The organism is Caballeronia arvi, assembly GCF_001544695.2.
GTDB classification, from domain to species: Bacteria; Pseudomonadota; Gammaproteobacteria; order Burkholderiales; family Burkholderiaceae; genus Caballeronia; species Caballeronia arvi.
Map to the genome: position 1 here is coordinate 84,191 of NZ_FCOM02000001.1, position 16,853 is coordinate 101,043.

General features: G+C 63.5%; 15 protein-coding genes and 1 pseudogene. 8 read left to right on the top strand and 8 right to left on the bottom strand.

Going from position 1 to position 16,853, the window contains the following annotated elements; translation table 11 throughout:
* Window positions 1-154: 154 nt before the first annotated feature.
* Complete coding sequence (locus AWB74_RS47130) at window positions 155-2,260, bottom strand: YadA family autotransporter adhesin (RefSeq protein ID WP_235024447.1); 2,106 nt, start codon at window positions 2,258-2,260, stop codon at window positions 155-157.
* Between AWB74_RS47130 and AWB74_RS47135 the strand changes: the two genes are divergently transcribed.
* Window positions 2,214-3,404: a hypothetical protein gene (locus tag AWB74_RS47135; RefSeq protein ID WP_235024448.1), complete on the top strand. Its 1,191-nt coding sequence runs from the start codon at window positions 2,214-2,216 to the stop codon at window positions 3,402-3,404. The two genes, AWB74_RS47130 and AWB74_RS47135, sit on opposite strands and share 47 nt — an antisense overlap.
* On the opposite strand, the pseudogene AWB74_RS48565 reads toward AWB74_RS47135, so the two are convergent.
* The 4 genes and pseudogenes from AWB74_RS48565 to AWB74_RS00395 all read right to left on the bottom strand — a co-directional run.
* Window positions 3,392-3,967: pseudogene (locus AWB74_RS48565) on the bottom strand (ESPR-type extended signal peptide-containing protein); the annotation flags it as partial. The gene AWB74_RS47135 and the pseudogene AWB74_RS48565 sit on opposite strands and share 13 nt — an antisense overlap.
* Window positions 3,968-5,276: 1,309 nt before the next feature.
* Window positions 5,277-6,113 carry a BKACE family enzyme gene (locus tag AWB74_RS00385; RefSeq protein WP_061145223.1) on the bottom strand — a complete coding sequence of 279 codons (837 nt, stop codon included), beginning with the start codon at window positions 6,111-6,113 and terminating at the stop codon, window positions 5,277-5,279.
* 199 nt (window positions 6,114-6,312) lie between these two features.
* Complete coding sequence (locus AWB74_RS00390; protein WP_061144811.1) at window positions 6,313-6,594, bottom strand: DUF3303 domain-containing protein; 282 nt, start codon at window positions 6,592-6,594, stop codon at window positions 6,313-6,315.
* Between the two features lie 219 nt (window positions 6,595-6,813).
* Entirely contained in the window at window positions 6,814-7,161 is a 348-nt protein-coding gene (locus AWB74_RS00395; RefSeq protein WP_087038719.1) for a hypothetical protein, read from the bottom strand.
* A 259-nt stretch (window positions 7,162-7,420) separates the two neighbouring features.
* Here AWB74_RS00395 and AWB74_RS00400 point away from each other — a divergent pair, with 259 nt between their 5' ends.
* From AWB74_RS00400 to AWB74_RS00415, 4 genes are all read left to right on the top strand, one after another.
* Window positions 7,421-7,735, top strand: coding sequence for an EF-hand domain-containing protein (locus tag AWB74_RS00400; RefSeq protein WP_061144812.1), 315 nt, complete (start codon window positions 7,421-7,423; stop codon window positions 7,733-7,735).
* Window positions 7,736-7,747: 12 nt separating this feature from the next.
* The gene (locus tag AWB74_RS00405; RefSeq protein ID WP_061144813.1) at window positions 7,748-8,461 is read left to right on the top strand and encodes a response regulator; all 714 of its coding nucleotides are present in this window, start codon (window positions 7,748-7,750) and stop codon (window positions 8,459-8,461) included.
* The gene (locus AWB74_RS00410; protein ID WP_061144814.1) at window positions 8,458-9,822 is read left to right on the top strand and encodes an ATP-binding protein; all 1,365 of its coding nucleotides are present in this window, start codon (window positions 8,458-8,460) and stop codon (window positions 9,820-9,822) included. Before AWB74_RS00405 ends, AWB74_RS00410 begins: the two co-directional genes overlap by 4 nt.
* Before the next feature lie 88 nt (window positions 9,823-9,910).
* Complete coding sequence (locus tag AWB74_RS00415; protein WP_061144815.1) at window positions 9,911-10,630, top strand: helix-turn-helix domain-containing protein; 720 nt, start codon at window positions 9,911-9,913, stop codon at window positions 10,628-10,630.
* A gap of 317 nt (window positions 10,631-10,947) precedes the next feature.
* Here AWB74_RS00415 and AWB74_RS00420 read toward each other — a convergent pair whose 3' ends face one another.
* Window positions 10,948-11,934, bottom strand: a complete 987-nt coding sequence (locus tag AWB74_RS00420) for a zinc-dependent alcohol dehydrogenase family protein (protein WP_061144816.1) — start codon at window positions 11,932-11,934, stop codon at window positions 10,948-10,950.
* Between the two features lie 511 nt (window positions 11,935-12,445).
* Here AWB74_RS00420 and AWB74_RS00425 point away from each other — a divergent pair.
* A complete protein-coding gene (locus AWB74_RS00425; RefSeq protein ID WP_061145225.1) occupies window positions 12,446-12,820 on the top strand; it encodes a DUF3564 family protein in 375 nt (124 codons plus the stop codon).
* A gap of 20 nt (window positions 12,821-12,840) precedes the next feature.
* Here the strand turns inward: AWB74_RS00425 and AWB74_RS00430 are convergent, their stop codons facing one another.
* The gene (locus tag AWB74_RS00430) at window positions 12,841-13,032 is read right to left on the bottom strand and encodes a DUF2964 family protein (protein ID WP_061123606.1); all 192 of its coding nucleotides are present in this window, start codon (window positions 13,030-13,032) and stop codon (window positions 12,841-12,843) included.
* A 313-nt stretch (window positions 13,033-13,345) separates the two neighbouring features.
* On the opposite strand from AWB74_RS00430, the gene phaP reads away from it, so the two are divergent.
* Together phaP and AWB74_RS00440 are read left to right on the top strand one after the other, a co-directional pair.
* Complete coding sequence (gene phaP / locus AWB74_RS00435) at window positions 13,346-13,768, top strand: phasin family protein (RefSeq protein WP_061144817.1); 423 nt, start codon at window positions 13,346-13,348, stop codon at window positions 13,766-13,768.
* Window positions 13,769-13,841: 73 nt separating this feature from the next.
* Complete coding sequence (locus tag AWB74_RS00440; RefSeq protein ID WP_061144818.1) at window positions 13,842-14,654, top strand: class I SAM-dependent methyltransferase; 813 nt, start codon at window positions 13,842-13,844, stop codon at window positions 14,652-14,654.
* Window positions 14,655-14,661: 7 nt separating this feature from the next.
* Here the strand turns inward: AWB74_RS00440 and AWB74_RS00445 are convergent, their stop codons facing one another.
* Window positions 14,662-16,812, bottom strand: a complete 2,151-nt coding sequence (locus AWB74_RS00445; RefSeq protein WP_061144819.1) for a serine/threonine protein kinase — start codon at window positions 16,810-16,812, stop codon at window positions 14,662-14,664.
* Window positions 16,813-16,853 lie beyond the last annotated feature (41 nt).

Here is a 16,853-nt window from a genome sequence, read left to right on the forward strand (position 1 = left end):
GTGACGTGATTGTCAGGGTGGAGACCGATTGTAAGGCAGATTTTTCGGGCCGGTCTGTCCGCTTCGCGTGGGCGCGCGCGAAAAAAAATCGGTCGACGCGAACGCCGACCGATCTTTCCTGCGACTCAACCCGCCCTAGACGGGCAGCGGCGCATTACCACTGATACCCCGAGCCGAACACGACACCGACGCTACCGTAGCTGCTGGTATTGCCCGACGCCTTGATGACCCAGCGTGCATCGTTTGTCACGTATGACACGCCGATCGCCGCGCCTGTGGAACCAGCGAAACGCGATCCCGCGACCGCCACCATCGTCTTGCCCGGCGCGGTGGGTTGCGGCAAGCCAGCCACCGCCATCGCGGCCGCGATGCCACCCCACGCCTTGCCGGCCACGTCGTTGAGTTGTCCCTGGACGCCGGAAATGCGCGCATCGGTATAGCTTTGCGCCTGGGCCGACGCGAGATTCAGCTGGCCGACGTTCACGGCGTCGGTGGTTTGGGTACCCGCCGCGACGTTCGTGACCTGACGCTCCGCACCCGCCGCGCCGACCGACACAGTGTTTGCCCGGTCGGCCACCGAGTTCGCGCCGAGCGCCACCGAGTTGTCCGCACTCGCGACCGCGTTCGCACCCATTGCGACTGCGTGTGCGCCGGTGGCGCTGGCGACTTCGGTGTTGCGGTCGCCTTGCGCGGCGAACATCGGATTGCCGCCGCTTTCCGCGATGTTCGTCACGCGATCGATCGCGGCGTTCATCTGGTCCACGTTCACGGCGTCCGAACCCGCGACCCCGACCGCGACGTTGTGAATCGTCGTCGCATTGGTGCCGTCGCCGAGCGTGATGCTCGAATAGTCGGTTTTGCCGTCCGCTCCCGTGTTATAGGTCACCGCGGTGTTGGCCATGCCGTCGCCATTGATGAGCCCGGCCTGCTTCAGCTGCGACACGTTCACTGCGTCCGTGTCCTGCGTGCCTGCCGCGACGTTCGTGATTTGACGCTTGTCTGTATCCGATCCGACCGAAATCGTATTCGGACGATCCGCCACCGAGTTCGTACCCAACGCCACGGAGTTGATGGCCGTCGCCGAGGCGTTGCCGCCAATCGCGACCGCGTTCACGCCCGTCGCCGATGAATCTTGAAGGACCGAATTGGCGTGGAAGTACTTGATCCCGCCGCCCGTGGTGATGTCGTTGAGCGTGCTGTTGATCGTGTTGATGTCGGAGGTGTTCTGCGTGACGCGGCCGTCGAGATTGGTGAGGGCCTCGCCGACGTTGTTGAAGGACTTGCCGTCCTCGAACGTATAGGTCGGTGCCTTGATGGTGCCGTCCTCGTTCACGGTCGAGCCGCCGCCCAGCGCCGTCGCAGCGCTTTGCGCGGTGTCGTGGAGTTGCGAGCCGTTGATCGCTTCATGGCTCGTCGCGTCGACCTTGCCGTTGGCGACGTTGTCGATGGTCACGGACGCGGCCGGATCCGCTGCGTGCAGGGTGACCTTCGTATGGCTCGCATCGTCATAGGTCACCGCGTTCGCGAGACCGGTGGAGATACCCGAGTTCAGTTGCGAGACGTTGACGGCGTCCGTGTCGTCCACGCCGGCCTGCACGTTCGTGATTCTGCGCTCGGCGCCCTTCGCGCCCACGGACACTGTGTTCTTCTGGTCCGCCACCGAGTTCGAACCGAGTGCGACCGCGTTATCCGCCGTGGCTTGTGCGTCGCCACCGATCGCCACAGCATCCGCGCCGGTCGCCGCGGAGTCATCCAGCGTCGAATTTGTGTGGAAGTACTTGATCCCGCCGCCCGTGGTGATGTCGTTGAGCGTGGTGTTGATCGTGTTGATGTCGGAGGTGTTCTGCGTGACGCGGCCGTCGAGATTGGTGAGGGCCTCGCCGACGTTGTTGAAGGACTTGCCGTCCTCGAATGTATAGGTCGGTGCCTTGATGGTGCCGTCCTCGTTCACGGTCGAGCCGCCGCCCAGCGCCGTCGCAGCGCTTTGCGCGGTGTCGTGGAGTTGTGAGCCGTTGATGGCTTCCGTACTGGTATCCGTCACCGCTCCGGGAGCGACATTCTTCAGCGTGACGGGTGTTCCTGGATTCCCGAACGTCACGCTCGTGTGATCGGGATCGTCATATTGAACCGTGTTGTCCAGAGCCACGGACAGCGAAGTCACGCCCGTCGACAGTGAGGCGACGGAGGTCGAGGTCGACGTCGAAAGCGTGTCGATGCCCGTCGATAGAGAGCCGACGGCGGTCGACGTGGAGCCCGACAATGCGTCGATGCTCGTGGAAAGCGACACCGCCGTGGTCGAAACCGACGTTGACAAGGTATCGATTCCGGTCGACAGCGAGTTGACGGCGGTCGATGTCGAAGTGGACAACGTGTCGATACCGGTCGACAGCGATCCGACCGCAGTCGACGTCGAGGTCGACAAGGAATCGATATTGGTCGACAACGACACGACCGTGGTTGACGTCGACGTCGACAACGTGTCGATGCCTGTGGAGAGCGATGCGACAGAGGTTGAGGTGGAAGTCGACAAGGTATCGATGTTGGTGGACAACGACACGGCCGTGGTTGATGTCGACGCCGACAACGTGTCGATGCCTGTGGAGAGCGACGCGACAGAGGTTGAGGTGGAAGTCGACAAGGTATCGATGTTGGTGGACAACGACACGACGACCGTCGAAGTCGACGTCGATAACGTGTCGATGCCTGTCGAGAGCGAGCCGATTGCAGTCGAGGTCGAGGTCGACAACGTTTCGATGCCGGTTGACAGCGAGCCGACCGCAGTCGAAGTCGACGTCGATACCGTGTCGATGCCTGTCGAGAGCGAGCCGATTGCAGTCGAGGTCGAGGTCGACAACGTTTCGATGCCCGTGGAGAGCGAACCGACCACGGTCGAGGTGGAACTCGACAAAGAATCGATTCCAGTGGAAAGCGAAACTGCTGTGGTCGAAGTCGACGCGGACAGCTCATCAACGCCGGTCGAGAGCGAGCCGACAACCGTTGATGTCGATGCAGAAAGCGTGTCGATACCGGTCGACAGCGAGCCAATGGCAGTCGAAGTCGAGCCCGACAAGGTGTCGATGCTGCTCGAGAGGGAGCCCGCCACCGTCGACGTTGACGCAGACAGCGATTCGATACCCGTCGACAGCGAGACAGCCGTGGTCGAAGTCGACGTCGACAGTGAGTTGATACCGGTCGACAGCGATACGACGGCGGTCGACGTCGAGGTGGAAATGGTGTCGACGCTGGTGGAAAGCGAATTGACACTGGTCGACAAGGAACCGACTGTCGTGGAGAGCGAATCCACGGTCGTGGACATCGAGATCACCGTGGTGGAGACAGAATCGATGCTGGTAGACAACGAGAACACGCTAGTCGACGTGGAGCGCGACAGCGAGAAGAGCTGACTGCCGTTCACTGCATCCGTACTGATGTTCGTTACGGCGCCGGCTGTTACGCCCGTGATGCCGTGGACGTTCATCGAAAGCTGACCATTAATCGTCACCGGTGCATTGAGCGTAACCATCGATGCATAAGCGTTGATTCCGGCGGAAGTGGACATCGTAATTCCGCCACTGGACAACGCAAGCATTTCCTTGCCACCCGCGCCGATGCTGACGCGATCAGGTCCTTGCAAGACTGACCACGCGCCCCAGTCTTGGTTTGCGTCATATGCCACCATCCCCGCGCCGAATCCGCCTCCCCCGTCGCACGCCGCCGCGCTCGTTTGCAGACCCGTTCCGATCGAACTCAGACACTCGCTGCCTGTGCCGGTCCCGGGATTCCCCATCAGACCCACGGCGTACGAATTGGCCGGTCCGGCGTAGGCGCTTCCTGCCGTCGCCGCAACAACCGCTGCGACCACAGTCATCAGCCGCTTGCCTCCTTTACCTCGGGCAGTCGCGTTTTCGGACGCCACGGTCCACTTTTCTGCCGCTTCATTCCAAACCACCCGATAAACTTCGTTCATGCTTACGACCTCATCCCTTTTAGCGCTCTTGTTATGGCAGTCACACGGCTTGTCTTTCGATAAAGTTGTTCGCAAGAAGCGACTTCTGAAGTTGACGGTGCGCAACAACAGTCCGAAAAATCAATTCGAGGTGCGCATTCTTCGCGAGTCGCGATCGAATTTCCATTCAGAAATTCCTAAAGAAATGAAAATCTGCAACGATCCATTCCTCTTCTTTGATTCGGATAGCGAAACACATTCATTGGAACTTGAATCCCATATTAATAACGGTTAGGAATACGACTAGGTTGGAACGATAACAACGATTGCCATTGCAACGTAGTCTTCAAATCATGCTTGCTTTAAGTCGAATACAACTTGTGACAAGCAGCAAACGGACGCTGACTTACGCGGCACGGCGCTCAATCCGTCCAGGAAGAGAGATGGATGTGACAAGAGCGTATGAATGCTCGCTTTGATCTTCATCTTGCGAGCAGTTGATGCGCCAGATGAAGCGCCACCGGCCACACCGAGCCGGTGACATACGATGCATCATCCGAAGCAAAAAGCAAGATCGGCCGCACCTGCTCCTCGATCGGTCCATAGGGATGCATGTAACTCGACGCCACCCTCCGGTCGGCCAAGCCCTGATACCACTACCTACCGCGCGTTCGCCGGCGCATCGCCACGCCGGATACGGCGCGTCAGCGCCTTCGTCCCACCCGTTGCGACCTCATTCACGGCATATGCCGTACCGCGCATTCCGTTTATGCGACACGCGCTGAGGCGCTCCGTCTTGATGCGGAACACACAGTCTTCCAGTCCGCCCTTGCTGCCGTAGCAGACCAGCGAGATCTCGCGTTCGGGGTCACGCGTGCGTTCGCCGGCGTCGTCGCATGCCCGCATCACGGAGCACCGCATCGCGCGCGTAGCAGGTGAGCAATTCGCGGCACACACCGTGTCAAACAAGTATTTCGATCCGACGGAAGAGCACGACGTGCAGGAGTTGCAGACGGCGCGCGGGCTCGTCGCGGCGCGCGGCGGCATCGCGCTCGCGGCGGCATCGCGCTCGCGCCGGCCAGCGTCGAGCGCTTCCTGTGCGGCGAAATGCGGTATCGCCTGCGGGACAACCCGACCGTCGTGTCGCCGATCATCATGAGAGCACGCGCCTCGCCGACGATTCGCCAGAGCTCGCGCTGCTCAGTGGCGTGGTTCAGCAGATCTGTGCCGAATGGACTGAGCTGGCCAGAAAGCGCGACGCGACGCCGCACAAATGAAATGGCGCGCCGCGGTTTCCCGCCAGCGCGCCTCGATTAGTCATCGCGATACCTCAAAGCGACAACAACTTCCTCGCTTCCTTCGCCGTCGCCACCGGCCTTCCATACTCCGCGCACAGCGACGCCACGCGGCTCACCAGTTGCGCGTTGCTCTTCGCGAGCGTGTCCTTGTCCCAGCGCACGTTGTCCTCGAGCCCGGTGCGGCAATGCCCGCCCAACTGCAGCGTCCAGTGATTCACTTCCAGCTGATGACGGCCGATGCCCGCGGCTGTCCAGGTCGCATCGGGCAGATTCTTCTTCAACTGCTCCACTTCGAATTCGAGTATCTCGAGCCGCGCGGGCAACGCGTTCTTCACACCGAGCACGAACTGCACGTGCACCGGCGACTTGAGCAAGCCCTGATTCACGAGATCGACGGTGCTGTAAAGCATCGCCAGATCGAAGATTTCGATCTCGGGCTTGACGTTGTGATCGAGCATCGTCTGCGCGAGCGAGCGCACGAAATCGGGCGGATTCTCATAAACGATCGTCGGAAAATTGACCGAGCCCGTCGCGAGCGACGCCATGTCGGGCTTCAGATCCAGCATCGCGCCGCGCTGCTCGAACGAGCGCCCGCGCCCGCCCGTCGAAAACTGAATGATGATGTCCGGGCAGTGCTTGCGAATGCCCTCCTGCAATTCCGCAAAGCGATGACGGTCCGAGCTCGAGCGCTCGTCTTCGTCGCGCACGTGCAGATGGACGAGCGTCGCGCCCGCTTCATACGCCTCGTGCGTGCTCTCGACCTGCTCGGCGATGGTGATCGGCACGGCCGGGTTGTCTTTCTTGCGCGGCACCGAGCCGGTGATGGCTACCGATATGACGCAGGGTTCTTTCGTAGGGGATTGGGTCACGCTTCGCTCCTTGATGGCGCCATCCTTCGGAAACACGGCGGGGACCGCGAACGGCACTCAAATTTGAACTAGATAGTACATTTTCGAATGTTGAGGCATTGTCCTTCCCGCTGCAAGCCACCAAAACCCTAACCTCTCGCGAACGCGCGGGACGCGCGAAAAATCGCGTTCGTACGACGAATCGCCCCGCGCCTTCCTCTCATTGCCGCTCGGCGAACTCAGCGAGCATGCGACCGACCTGTTCGTCGGTGATCGCGGGCTTGATATCGAACATGAACAGGTCGGCCCATTCGTGCGCCCAGCGCGCGAGCGGCTGGACATCATCGCATTCGCATACGGCGATGCCCCAGATGGAGCCAATCGCATGCCAGCGTCCGATCAGATGGATGCCGTCCGGTGGCGCGCCGCGGGTTTGCAGGAATCGCTCGGCCGCCTGTCTTTCGACATCGGGTTGCGCCGTCCAGTTGACGATGAATAGCATGGCTCGATCCTCCTGTTGGAACGCCATGAAGCGGCGCGACGCGCCGGGCTCGCCGCCGCATCGGCGCTTCGGCCGATACGGTTCATCCAGTATAGAAGCCGGTGGACAACGTTAACGATTGCATTCTGCGTATTGCATTACGCATTCAAAGCGATCGCAATGCACTATGCTCTTTGCCAGCGCATCGCCCGGATCGGCCGAGCACGACGACGGCGGCGTTCAGTGCATCACGACGATGGGCGCCGCGAGCACTGGCTGCGCGTATGTCACGCGCACCGCCGGCGCAACCGCATAAGCGGAAACGACGACAGCAGGCGGCCTCGGCGGAGGCGGCGGAACGGCAACCGCCAGGGGCGGGACGACCGGCTCGACCACGACGGTGCGCGCAGGCATGTAGTAGTAAGTCGGTCGCGGCGGCGGCGCGTAGTAATACACGGGCCGCGGCGGCGCATACACGACGGCCGGTGCCATATACGAAACCTGCACGCTCGTTCCGGCCGACGCGGTCTTTGCGCAGGTCAGGCTGATGGCGGCAACGGCGGAAACGCTGAGCAAACGAATATTCATGGTGAAGTCCTCATGCATCGCAAGGTGGTCATTTCGGCAGAGCGTGGAGCGCTCATGGGCCGGCGATGACAACGATAGCGAAGCGCCGCGCGCAGCGTGAGGCATAACTTATTTCAAACGATGTCGCCGAAAACACCGGTCATCGTTGATGAAATGCAGCGACACGATTCGTAGCATCCCCAAGATTGCGTTCGCCACGCGGCTCAATAGAATGGCATCACCGTTTCACGATCATTCGAATCGAATCAGGGAGAGCGCCATGCGAAAGATCCTCGTCATCCTTGCCGCATGCGCGGCGTGCGTCACCTCATGTGTCACCTCAGGCGCCGCGTTCGCGCAAACCGCAACCCAGCCGATGGGCGCGAGCCCGCGCGTCGAACGCGCGCTCGTCCAGTTGCAGAGCCGCTTCGCGACCGCCAACACGACGCACGACGGCAAGCTCACCCGTGAACAGGCATCCACCGGCATGCCGATGGTCGCGAAGCATTTCGACGAAATCGACACGCAAAAGAACGGCTTCGTGACCCTGCCGCAGATCGAAGCCTTCATGCACGAGCACGCCGCGCAACGCTGATCCGGAGCCTACATGGACACCTTGTCGAAGATCATCGTGCTCGACGACGAAGCCGAACTGCGCAACATGCTGCAGCGTTTTCTCAGTTCGCAGGGTTTCGAGGTGCGCGTCGTCGAGAACGGCAAGCGGCTCGACCGCTACCTTCAGCGCGAGCCTTACGATCTGCTCGTGCTCGACTGGATGATGGAGCCCGAAGACGGCCTCTCCGTCTGCAAGCGTCTGCGCGCGGAAGGCCAGACGCTGCCGATCCTGATGCTCACCGCGAAAGGCGATCCCGTCGACAAGGTGGTCGGCCTCGAAACCGGCGCCGACGATTACCTCGCCAAGCCGTTCCTGCCGCAAGAGCTCGTCGCGCGCGTGCGGGCGTTGCTGCGACGCCAGAAGATCGCCGCGGGCGATCCGACGCTCACGCAGCAAATCATTCGCTTCGGCGATTTCCGCCTCGATCTCGGCAAGCAGAAGCTGTATCGCAAGGATGAGCCGTTCGAGATTCATTCAGCGCAGATGCAACTGCTGAGCGCGCTCGGCTCGTCGCCGAATCGCGCGGTGAGCCGCGACAACCTCATCGCCCGTACGCGCGGCCGCGATCACGACGCGCTCGATCGCAGCATCGACGTGCAGGTGTTGCGGTTGCGGCAGATCGTCGAGGAAGATCCGGGCAAGCCGCGCTTCATCAAGACCGTCTGGGGCGTCGGCTACATGCTGCTCGCCGAAATCGAGTCATGAGCGTGGCGTCCGGCCTGCGCGTCGTGCCGCGCTCGCTCTTCGCGCGCAACGTCCTCCTGCTCGTCGCGCTGGTCGCGGTGAGCCAGGTTTGCGCGATCGCGGTGCTGCTGCATTTCATCCAGGCGCCGCGGATCGAGCGGGCGGCGGGCGCTTTCGCGAACTATATCGTTGCGCTCGACACGCTCCTCGAGACGACGCCGCCCGACGCCAGGCAAACCGTCCTCTCGCGCCTCGACCTGCGCGCGGACCTGCCCGCGGGCGCGAGCACGGCGGCGCCGGACTCGCGGCTGCGCTTCTATCAATCGTATTGGCGGCGAACTTTCATCGAGAGTCTGCGGCGTCATCTGCCGCCGGACATGCTCGTGCGCTGGCAAAGCGGCGACACGACCGATGACGGTCAGCAGCGACTGTGGATTCGCGCGCATCTGTCGGGCGAGCCGCGCTGGCTCGCGCTGCCGGTGCCGGAAGCCGCGCACGACGACGGCCTCGCCACCGCGCTCCTGCTATCGCTCGGACTGGGCGCCCTCGCGTTCGCGACGGCCTATGTGATCCAGCGCCATCTGAACCGCCCGCTCGCCCATCTCGCCGATGCCGCGCGGCTCGTTTCCGCGGGCGGCGAGCCCGGCGTCCTTCCGACCGACGGACCGACCGAAATCGCGCAGGTCAGCGGCGCGTTCAATCGCATGACGGCCGCGCTGAAGGAAGCCGACGCCACGCGCGCGTTGATGCTCGCGGGCATATCGCACGACATCCGCACCCCGATGACCAAGCTGCGCCTCGCGATGGCGATGTCCTCCGTCCCGTCGACGGACGCGGCCTTCGCGGCATCGGCGGAAGGCTATCTCGACACCATCGACACGATTCTCCAGCAGTTCATGGATTACGCGGGCAGCGGCGCAAAGGAGACGCCCGTCGTCGGCGATCTCAATGCGCTGATCGCGAACCTGGCCGCGGATTTCGCCGGACTGGGGCATGAATTCGCGCTTGATCTCGGCGAGATCGAACCGTTCCCTTTTCGTCCGATCAGCATGATGCGCATGCTCATGAATCTGATGCAGAACGCGGTGCTGTATGGCGTCGTCGGGCTGGAGGTGCGCACGTGGACCGACATGAACGCGAACACTGCGTGCGTCGTGATTGCGGATCGCGGCAAGGGGCTCGGCGGTCAGGATCCGGAAGCGCTCAAGCAGCCGTTCAAGCGCGGCGGCGGCGAGGGCCAGCCGAAGGGCACGGGCCTCGGGCTCGCGATCGTCGAGCGCATCGCGCGGCTGCATGGCGGCACGCTGGAATTGCGCGCGCGGGAAGGCGGCGGCGCGCAATCGTGCCTTGTGCTGCCGCTTTCGGGCGACGCCACGCACTAGCGATCGATCCCCGCCTCCGCTTTCGGACGCGCAACGGATTTTCTTTTCCTCCATCCGTGACCCATACTGGTCTGTAGGAGGAAACCTCATGGAACCGTCAATCGACCCTGGCGCTTCGCTCAGGCGCACGGCGCGCGATGGCGCCCCGACGTTGAATGTCCGTCTGTCGGACGCCGACGCCATTCCGTTTCCGACCCGCACGGTCGAACGCGGCGACGCGCTGTATTGTGCGGGCGAGCCGCTGCGCAGCCTGTACACGGTGCAAAGCGGCTGCTTCAAGACGGTGGCGACGTATCCCAGTGCCGACGACGACAGCGCCCCGCACACGCAAGTCACCGGCTTTCACTTCGCGAACGAAACGCTCGGGCTCGACGGCGTGTGCACGAACCGCCACGAGAGCGACGCGGTCGCGCTGGAACCGAGCGTCGTGCGGATCATGCCGGTCGGCATCCTGGAGCCTTTGTGCCGCGAATATGCGTCGATGCAGCACGAACTGCTTGCGATCATGAGCGCGGAAATCGTGCGTGCGTCGCGTCTTGCGCTGATGCTGGGGACCATGCCCGCGCGCGAGCGCGTGGCCGCGTTCCTGCTGGATTTCTCGGAGCGGCTGGAAGCGGGGGCTGCGTCGCCGGCCGAACATCCGGCCGAACTCATCCTACCGATGACGCGCGCGGATATCGGCAGCTATCTCGGGCTGGAACTTGAAACCGTGAGCCGTATGCTTTCGAAGCTCCAGCGGGAGGGTGCGATCGGGCTCAACGGCCGGCAGGTACGCATCGTCGACCGGGCGATGCTCGCGCACCACTGACGAACGTTCGTAGATCCTCACCAACCGCAACCGCTATGCCCATCGGCCGCGCAGCGGGCCGGAGCATGCAAGGGCTGCGCCAGAAAGTCATGTGGTGCGATGAGACGGACCGTGCGCGATCCAAGCCCGATAAGACCTTCGAGGGCACTTGCTACTCCGGGGGCCATTCAACCAATCGCCTGTGCCGCGGCCGGCGTGAAGTGCTTAGGCTGGGAAAAGCTGCTTTCTTTGGTGACTTTCTTTGCAGCAGCAAAGAAAGTTACCCCCGCCCCGGGGAGGGGCAACGCTAATAAACCGACACGAATTCAAGTTTCCACCTAAGAAACACTCAATACCGCCGCCCCCGTGACCCTTCCTTCCCGCAAGTCGGCGAGCGCACGATTCGCGTCATCGAGCGCATAACACGTCGTACGCAAATCCAGACGAAACTCATCCGCAATATGCATGAACGCGCGCCCATCCTCGCGCGTGAGATTCGCGACCGACACGACGCGCCGCTCGCCCCACAGCAGGTCATACGGAAACGAAGGAATGTCGCTCATGTGAATACCGCCGCACACCACGGCCCCGCCCTTCGCCACCGCCTTGAGCGCCGCGGGCACGAGCGCGCCGGCCGGTGCGAAGATGAGCGCGGCGTCAAGTTCGTCGGGCGGCGCTTCGTCGCTGCCGCCGGCCCAGTGCGCGTTCAGATCGAGCGCGAGCCTCTGCGCGGCGAGATCGCCCGGACGTGTGAACGCATAGACCGCGCGCCCCTGATGCCGCGCAACCTGCGCGACGATATGCGCCGCCGCGCCGAAGCCGTAGATGCCGATGCGTTGCGCGTCGCCGGCCATCGCCAGCGTGCGATAGCCGATGAGTCCCGCGCACAGCAGCGGCGCCGCTTCCACGTCGGAATACCGCTGCGGCAGGTGCAGGCAGTAGCGCGCATCCGCGACGACGCGCTCCGCATAGCCGCCATCGATCGTATAGCCCGTGAAGCCTGGCGTATCGCAGAGATTTTCGCGGCCCGACGCGCAGTAACGGCAATGCCCGCACGTGGACCCAAGCCACGGCACGCCCACGCGATCGCCGGGCGCAAAGCCGGTCACGCCCGCGCCAAGTTGCGCGATCGTTCCGACGATTTCATGTCCGGGAATCACGGGCCGCTTCGGATGCGCGAGCTCGCCGTCGACGACATGCAGATCGGTTCGGCACACGCCGCACGCGTGCACGTCGATGAGCAGTTCGCCCGCACGCGGCGACGGGTCCGGCACATCGACCGCTTGCAGCCGAGGCGCATCGCCGTGGAAGATCATTGCACGCATCGATATGCCTCCAGGTACACAAGACTTGATATTGCGGTGCAGCGTTGAAGCGAGGCCGTGGTGCGCGACAAACCACCGTGGTGCACCCATGCACGCCCGACGAGCGCGGTCCAACAGCAATGATGCACTGCGTCCATCTCCGGTAATTCGAGGATACATGCGTCGATATGTCTCCGTAGCTTGTCGCGTAAGCGTCAGATTGTCGTACTAAACTTCAGACATGCAACGACGAAACGAACACGCGCGCGAAGCGCCTTTCGGCATCCGTCTTGCTTGATTGGTTCGAAGACCCATCGCTGCATGCGCGATCCGCAACGCGATGGAACCCATTACATGCGGCGACATTAAACTTATCTCCCGCACGCAGTTCGAACCAGACATCGCGGCTGCAACCGGCCGCGCCGTAACGCCCTAACAATACGCGCGGCGCAAGCCGCCATTCATACGACGCTCATGGCCGGCGCAAACGTGCTGAGCGTCTCGTCCATCGAAATGTTTCATGGAGGATGACATGCGTATCACGGTCAAGCTGGATGGCTTCGAAGGCACTCAATCGGCTGCGTTCGCCATCCTGTGGCTCGACAAGGAAACACGCCGCTGGTCGCGCGAGGGCCACCAGGCAGTGGAAGTTCCGGACTGGGGCGGTCTGCGCTCGGGTTCGAACGGCACGATGATCTGCGGACAGCACGTGGAAGACCCCATCTGCGTGCTCGAACGCCTCGATTTCGATGCGCCGAACGGCCCGCGCGAAGGTCTCGCGGGACGGGTGCTGTGGTATGCGGACGGCTCAGGCGTAAAGACTACCGGACGCTGGCACGTACAGTGCATCGACCGCGAACAGATCAAGGCGGAACACAGCGTTTTCGCTGACGAGGAGGACAGCTGAAGCCTTGAGTGCAGGAATCGTCAGGGCTCGTCGCTCGGCAACGGTGTGAGCATCACGACGAACGACGCAGCCCCGATGAGAATCGCGAGCACGCCGTAGTACATCACGGCGGTCTCGTCGAACAGCAAACCGCGCAGCGCCGCATGGATGCCGCCCAGCGAGAGGAACACGGCGCCCAGAGCCGCTACGATGCGCCCTTCACCCCTGATCATGATGTTCTCCCGACCGTCGGGCGGCTCGGCGCTTGCGCGGTCATCTGCTTGGCGCCGCCGCCATGCTTCAATGGTCGTTTGCGCGGTGCGGCACGATTTGACCTGCATCAAACTGTGACCGCACGGACTCCCCGGCAAGACCGACCGTTCTGGTGTTTTCCCTTGCCCCAAATCCACGGCTTATATTGGTAGTATCAGGTGCCGGGTGCGCGTTGGCATGGTTTCGCGCACGGCCCATGCCGGCCGGGCCAGGCTCGCCTTTTTGCCCGCAAGAGTGGCTCGCATTCGACCGAGAAAACCCTGGGGAGGCACGATGAATCAAAACTTCAGCGATCCGTTCAGCCAGTTTGCCGCCATGTTCCAGCAGTACCAGCTTCCGGGGTTCGACGTCACCGCGATCATGGAATCGCGGCGCAAGGACGTCGAGGCGCTCGCGGCCACCAACCGCGTCGCGTTCGGCGGCATGGAAGCGCTGCGCGACAAACAACTCGAAATCCTGCGCCGGACCCTGGGCGACCTGGAAACCATCGCCAAACAGTTCGCCAACACGGCGACCCAGCCTCCCTTCAACGCCAACGAAGTCGTGCAACGCGCGCTGCACAACGCTCTCGCCGACATGCAGGACATCGCGCGCACGACCCAGCAGACTCAGGCCGAAGCCTATGCGCTCGTCAGCAAGCGCATGGAAGACGCGCTGAACGAGCTGAAAGCTTCTATCGAGAAGCCCAGGACCTAGCCTCGCGTCTGCCTCGCGAGGCCCGGCCTCCGGCAACGACCCAGGCCGCGCGAGCGGCGGGCGGAGGTGCGTCATGCAATTCGACGAATTCGCGGCGTTCGAGAAGGACGGCTGGGAGCACGTCGTCCAGTCGTACGAGGATTATTTCGGAAGGCTCACTGTCCAGTCGCATCCGGCGCTGCTCGATGCGCTTCAGGTCGGTAACGGCACGCGCATGCTCGATGTCGCCGCCGGGCCCGGCAATCTCGCCGCGGCGGCGATCGAGCGCGGCGCGACCGCGGCGGCCGTCGACTTCTCCGCGTCGATGATCGCGCACGCGCGCCAGCTCCATCCCGAGGTCGAGTTCCAGATCGCGGGCGCCGAGCATCTGCCCTTCGACGCCGAGAGCTTCGACGCGGTCGGCATCAGCTTCGGCATGCTGCATTTTCCGGAGCCTGAGCGCGCGCTCGAAGAAGCCGCGCGCGTGCTGCGGCGGGGCGGACGCGTCGCGTTCACCGCATGGGCGCCGCCCGAGCGGGCCGTCGGCTTCGGCATGGTGCTCGACGCGATTCAGGTTCACGGCAAACTCGATGTCGGTCTGCCGCCCTCGCCGCCCTTCTTCCGCTTCAGCGATCCCGAGGAGTGTGTACGCGTGCTGACGGAAGCGGGCTTTGCCGACGCGCGCGCCGATGAAGTCGAGCAAACGTGGCATCTCGTGCTGCCGGAAACACCGCTCGACGGGCTGATGCATGGCGGCGTGCGTATGGCAGCGCTGCTGCGCGCGCAATCGAAAGCCGCGCTGGCGTCGATCGAGCAGGAAGTGCGCACGGCCGTGAAGGCGTACTCGCAACACGGCGAACTACTCGTGCCGATGCCGTGCGTGCTGGCTTCGGCCACAAAGCCCTGATTTGCGCCTACTTTTTGGCTTGCGTGGTGATCTGGAAGATATCGACGGCCACGCGGTCGCGTCCGTACTTGCCCGCGAGCGCGGACAGACGCTTTTCGACGGCGCGCAGATATTCGGTTTTCGCTTCGCTGTCGGGGCGCGGGGCGTCGAAGAGCGGCGCGGGCGCGACCGTCAGCACGATCATCTCCGAGCCGAAAGGCTTGCCGACGACCCAGTCGCCCATCGTGCCGATGGTCGCCGTGTAGTTCGGCGGCGCCTGATTGTCCCGCGAGCGCGCATTGGGAACCAGATGCACGACGCTGCCGTCGAGCATGTAGTAATCGACGTTGACGTAGGAATCGAATCCGGGCGTCATCAGATCGACGATCAGCGGATCACCTTCGACGAGCCGCGTCGCGCGCGAACGCGTGTGAACCGACGCCGGCCTGCCCGACTGCCGGTTGGCCGTCCAGTAAGCGCCGAACACCTTGAGCAGATCGCATTTGTCGTCGGCGACCTGCTGCACACCGAAGTTCGTCGTCTTCACGCCGGGCACGCGGCCGAGCGCCTCCTTGAGCCGCGACAGGCCGTATTTCTGCGACACGAAGCCTTGCACGTCGACGGTCTGATCGTGCACCGACGCGACGAGCGCCGAGCACGGCACGCTCGCGAGAACGGGCGTGACGGCCGCCGTCGTGAGCTGAGGAATGGGCGTCGCGGGCACGGCGGGCGTGACGACCACGGCGGAAGCCGGCGGAGCGCCGGGCGCGTGCGGTGTCACCGTGCCCGTCGCGCTGCCATCCGACGCGTGAGGCGGCGCCTCGCGCGCGGTGTCCTCGCCGCCTCTCGACTGATCGTAGAAGTAGTAGCCCGCGCCCGCGATCGCAGCCGCTGCGACCACTGCCGCGCCGATAGCGAACTTCGGCGCGCCGCTTTTCTTCGCCTTGCCGCCCGCCGGCGTCGCGGCGTGCTCTTCGCTGATTTCGTCGAGGAATTGCGCGACGCTCGGCGTCCTTGCCTCGCGTTCGAAGGCGAGCGCGGCCTTCAGCGCTTTCCACTGCTTGTTGCCGAGATTGTCCGGGCGCTGCGGCTTCATGCCCGCGCTCTTCGCCTGCAGCGCGGGCACGCGTTCGAACGGATGCTTGCCCGTCAGCAGTTCATACGCGATGCAGGCGAGCGCGTAAATATCGTCGCGCGGATCGGGCTCGCGATGCTCCATCATTTCCGGGCTCGCATACGCCGGGGTCATCGCGCCGAGGCTGCCTGGATCGAACACGGTCGCTTCGGATTCTTCTTCAGGACGTTGAATCACGCGCGAAATGCCGAAATCGATCACCTTCACTTCCGACGTGTCCGTCAAAAACACGTTGGCGGGCTTGAAGTCGCAATGCACGAAACCGCGCTCGTGCGCGTACGCGAGCGCGTTGGCCATGCCCTTGAAGATCGGAAACACCTCGGCGAACGGCATGCCCTTGAAATTCGGGTTCCGAAGCAATCGCGACAGCGGCTGGCCGGACAGATATTCCATCGTCAGATAGACGACCTGACCGTCGCGGTCGAAGTCGTACACGGTGACGATGTTCCGGTGCGCGAGCTGTTGCGCCTTGCGCGCCTCGCGCTGCAGCGCGATCAGCGATTTCGGATTGCCGCGGAACTGAAGATTGAGGACCTTGATCGCGACATACGGACGCCGGTCCGACGCCTCGAGCTTGCGCAGATCGAGCGCCTTGTACACGGTGCCCATGCCGCCGATGCCGAGACACTCCTCCAGCACGAAGCGGCTGTTGAGCGTGTCGCCGACGCCTTTCATCTGCTGATCGCGGTCAACGATCACCTGCGTCGCCTGGCCGAAAGTGCCGCCGGTGCCGCTGCTCGGATCGCGCGATGGCGGCGGCGAGAAGCCCGGCGTGGTCTGCAGGCGTGTTTCGTCGCGGCTGGCGGGGCCCGTGGGGGAATCCGCATCGGGACGCGTACGCGCCGCATGCTCGATGCGCCGCCGGATGGCCGCATAGATGTCGGGCGGCAAGGGCCGCGCCGCATGTTCCTCGTCGAGGATCTCCATGAGCCGCTTCGGCGGCGTCTGCTCGGTCGCCAATGCGCCGTCCACGCCGGCAAAGAACTCGTCGCGCGAACCGCCGTCGCCCCGATATATTCGAATCGCTTGCGCAAAACTTGTCATCTGTGGGACGCGACGCGGCTCCAATCGATCGACAATCCACT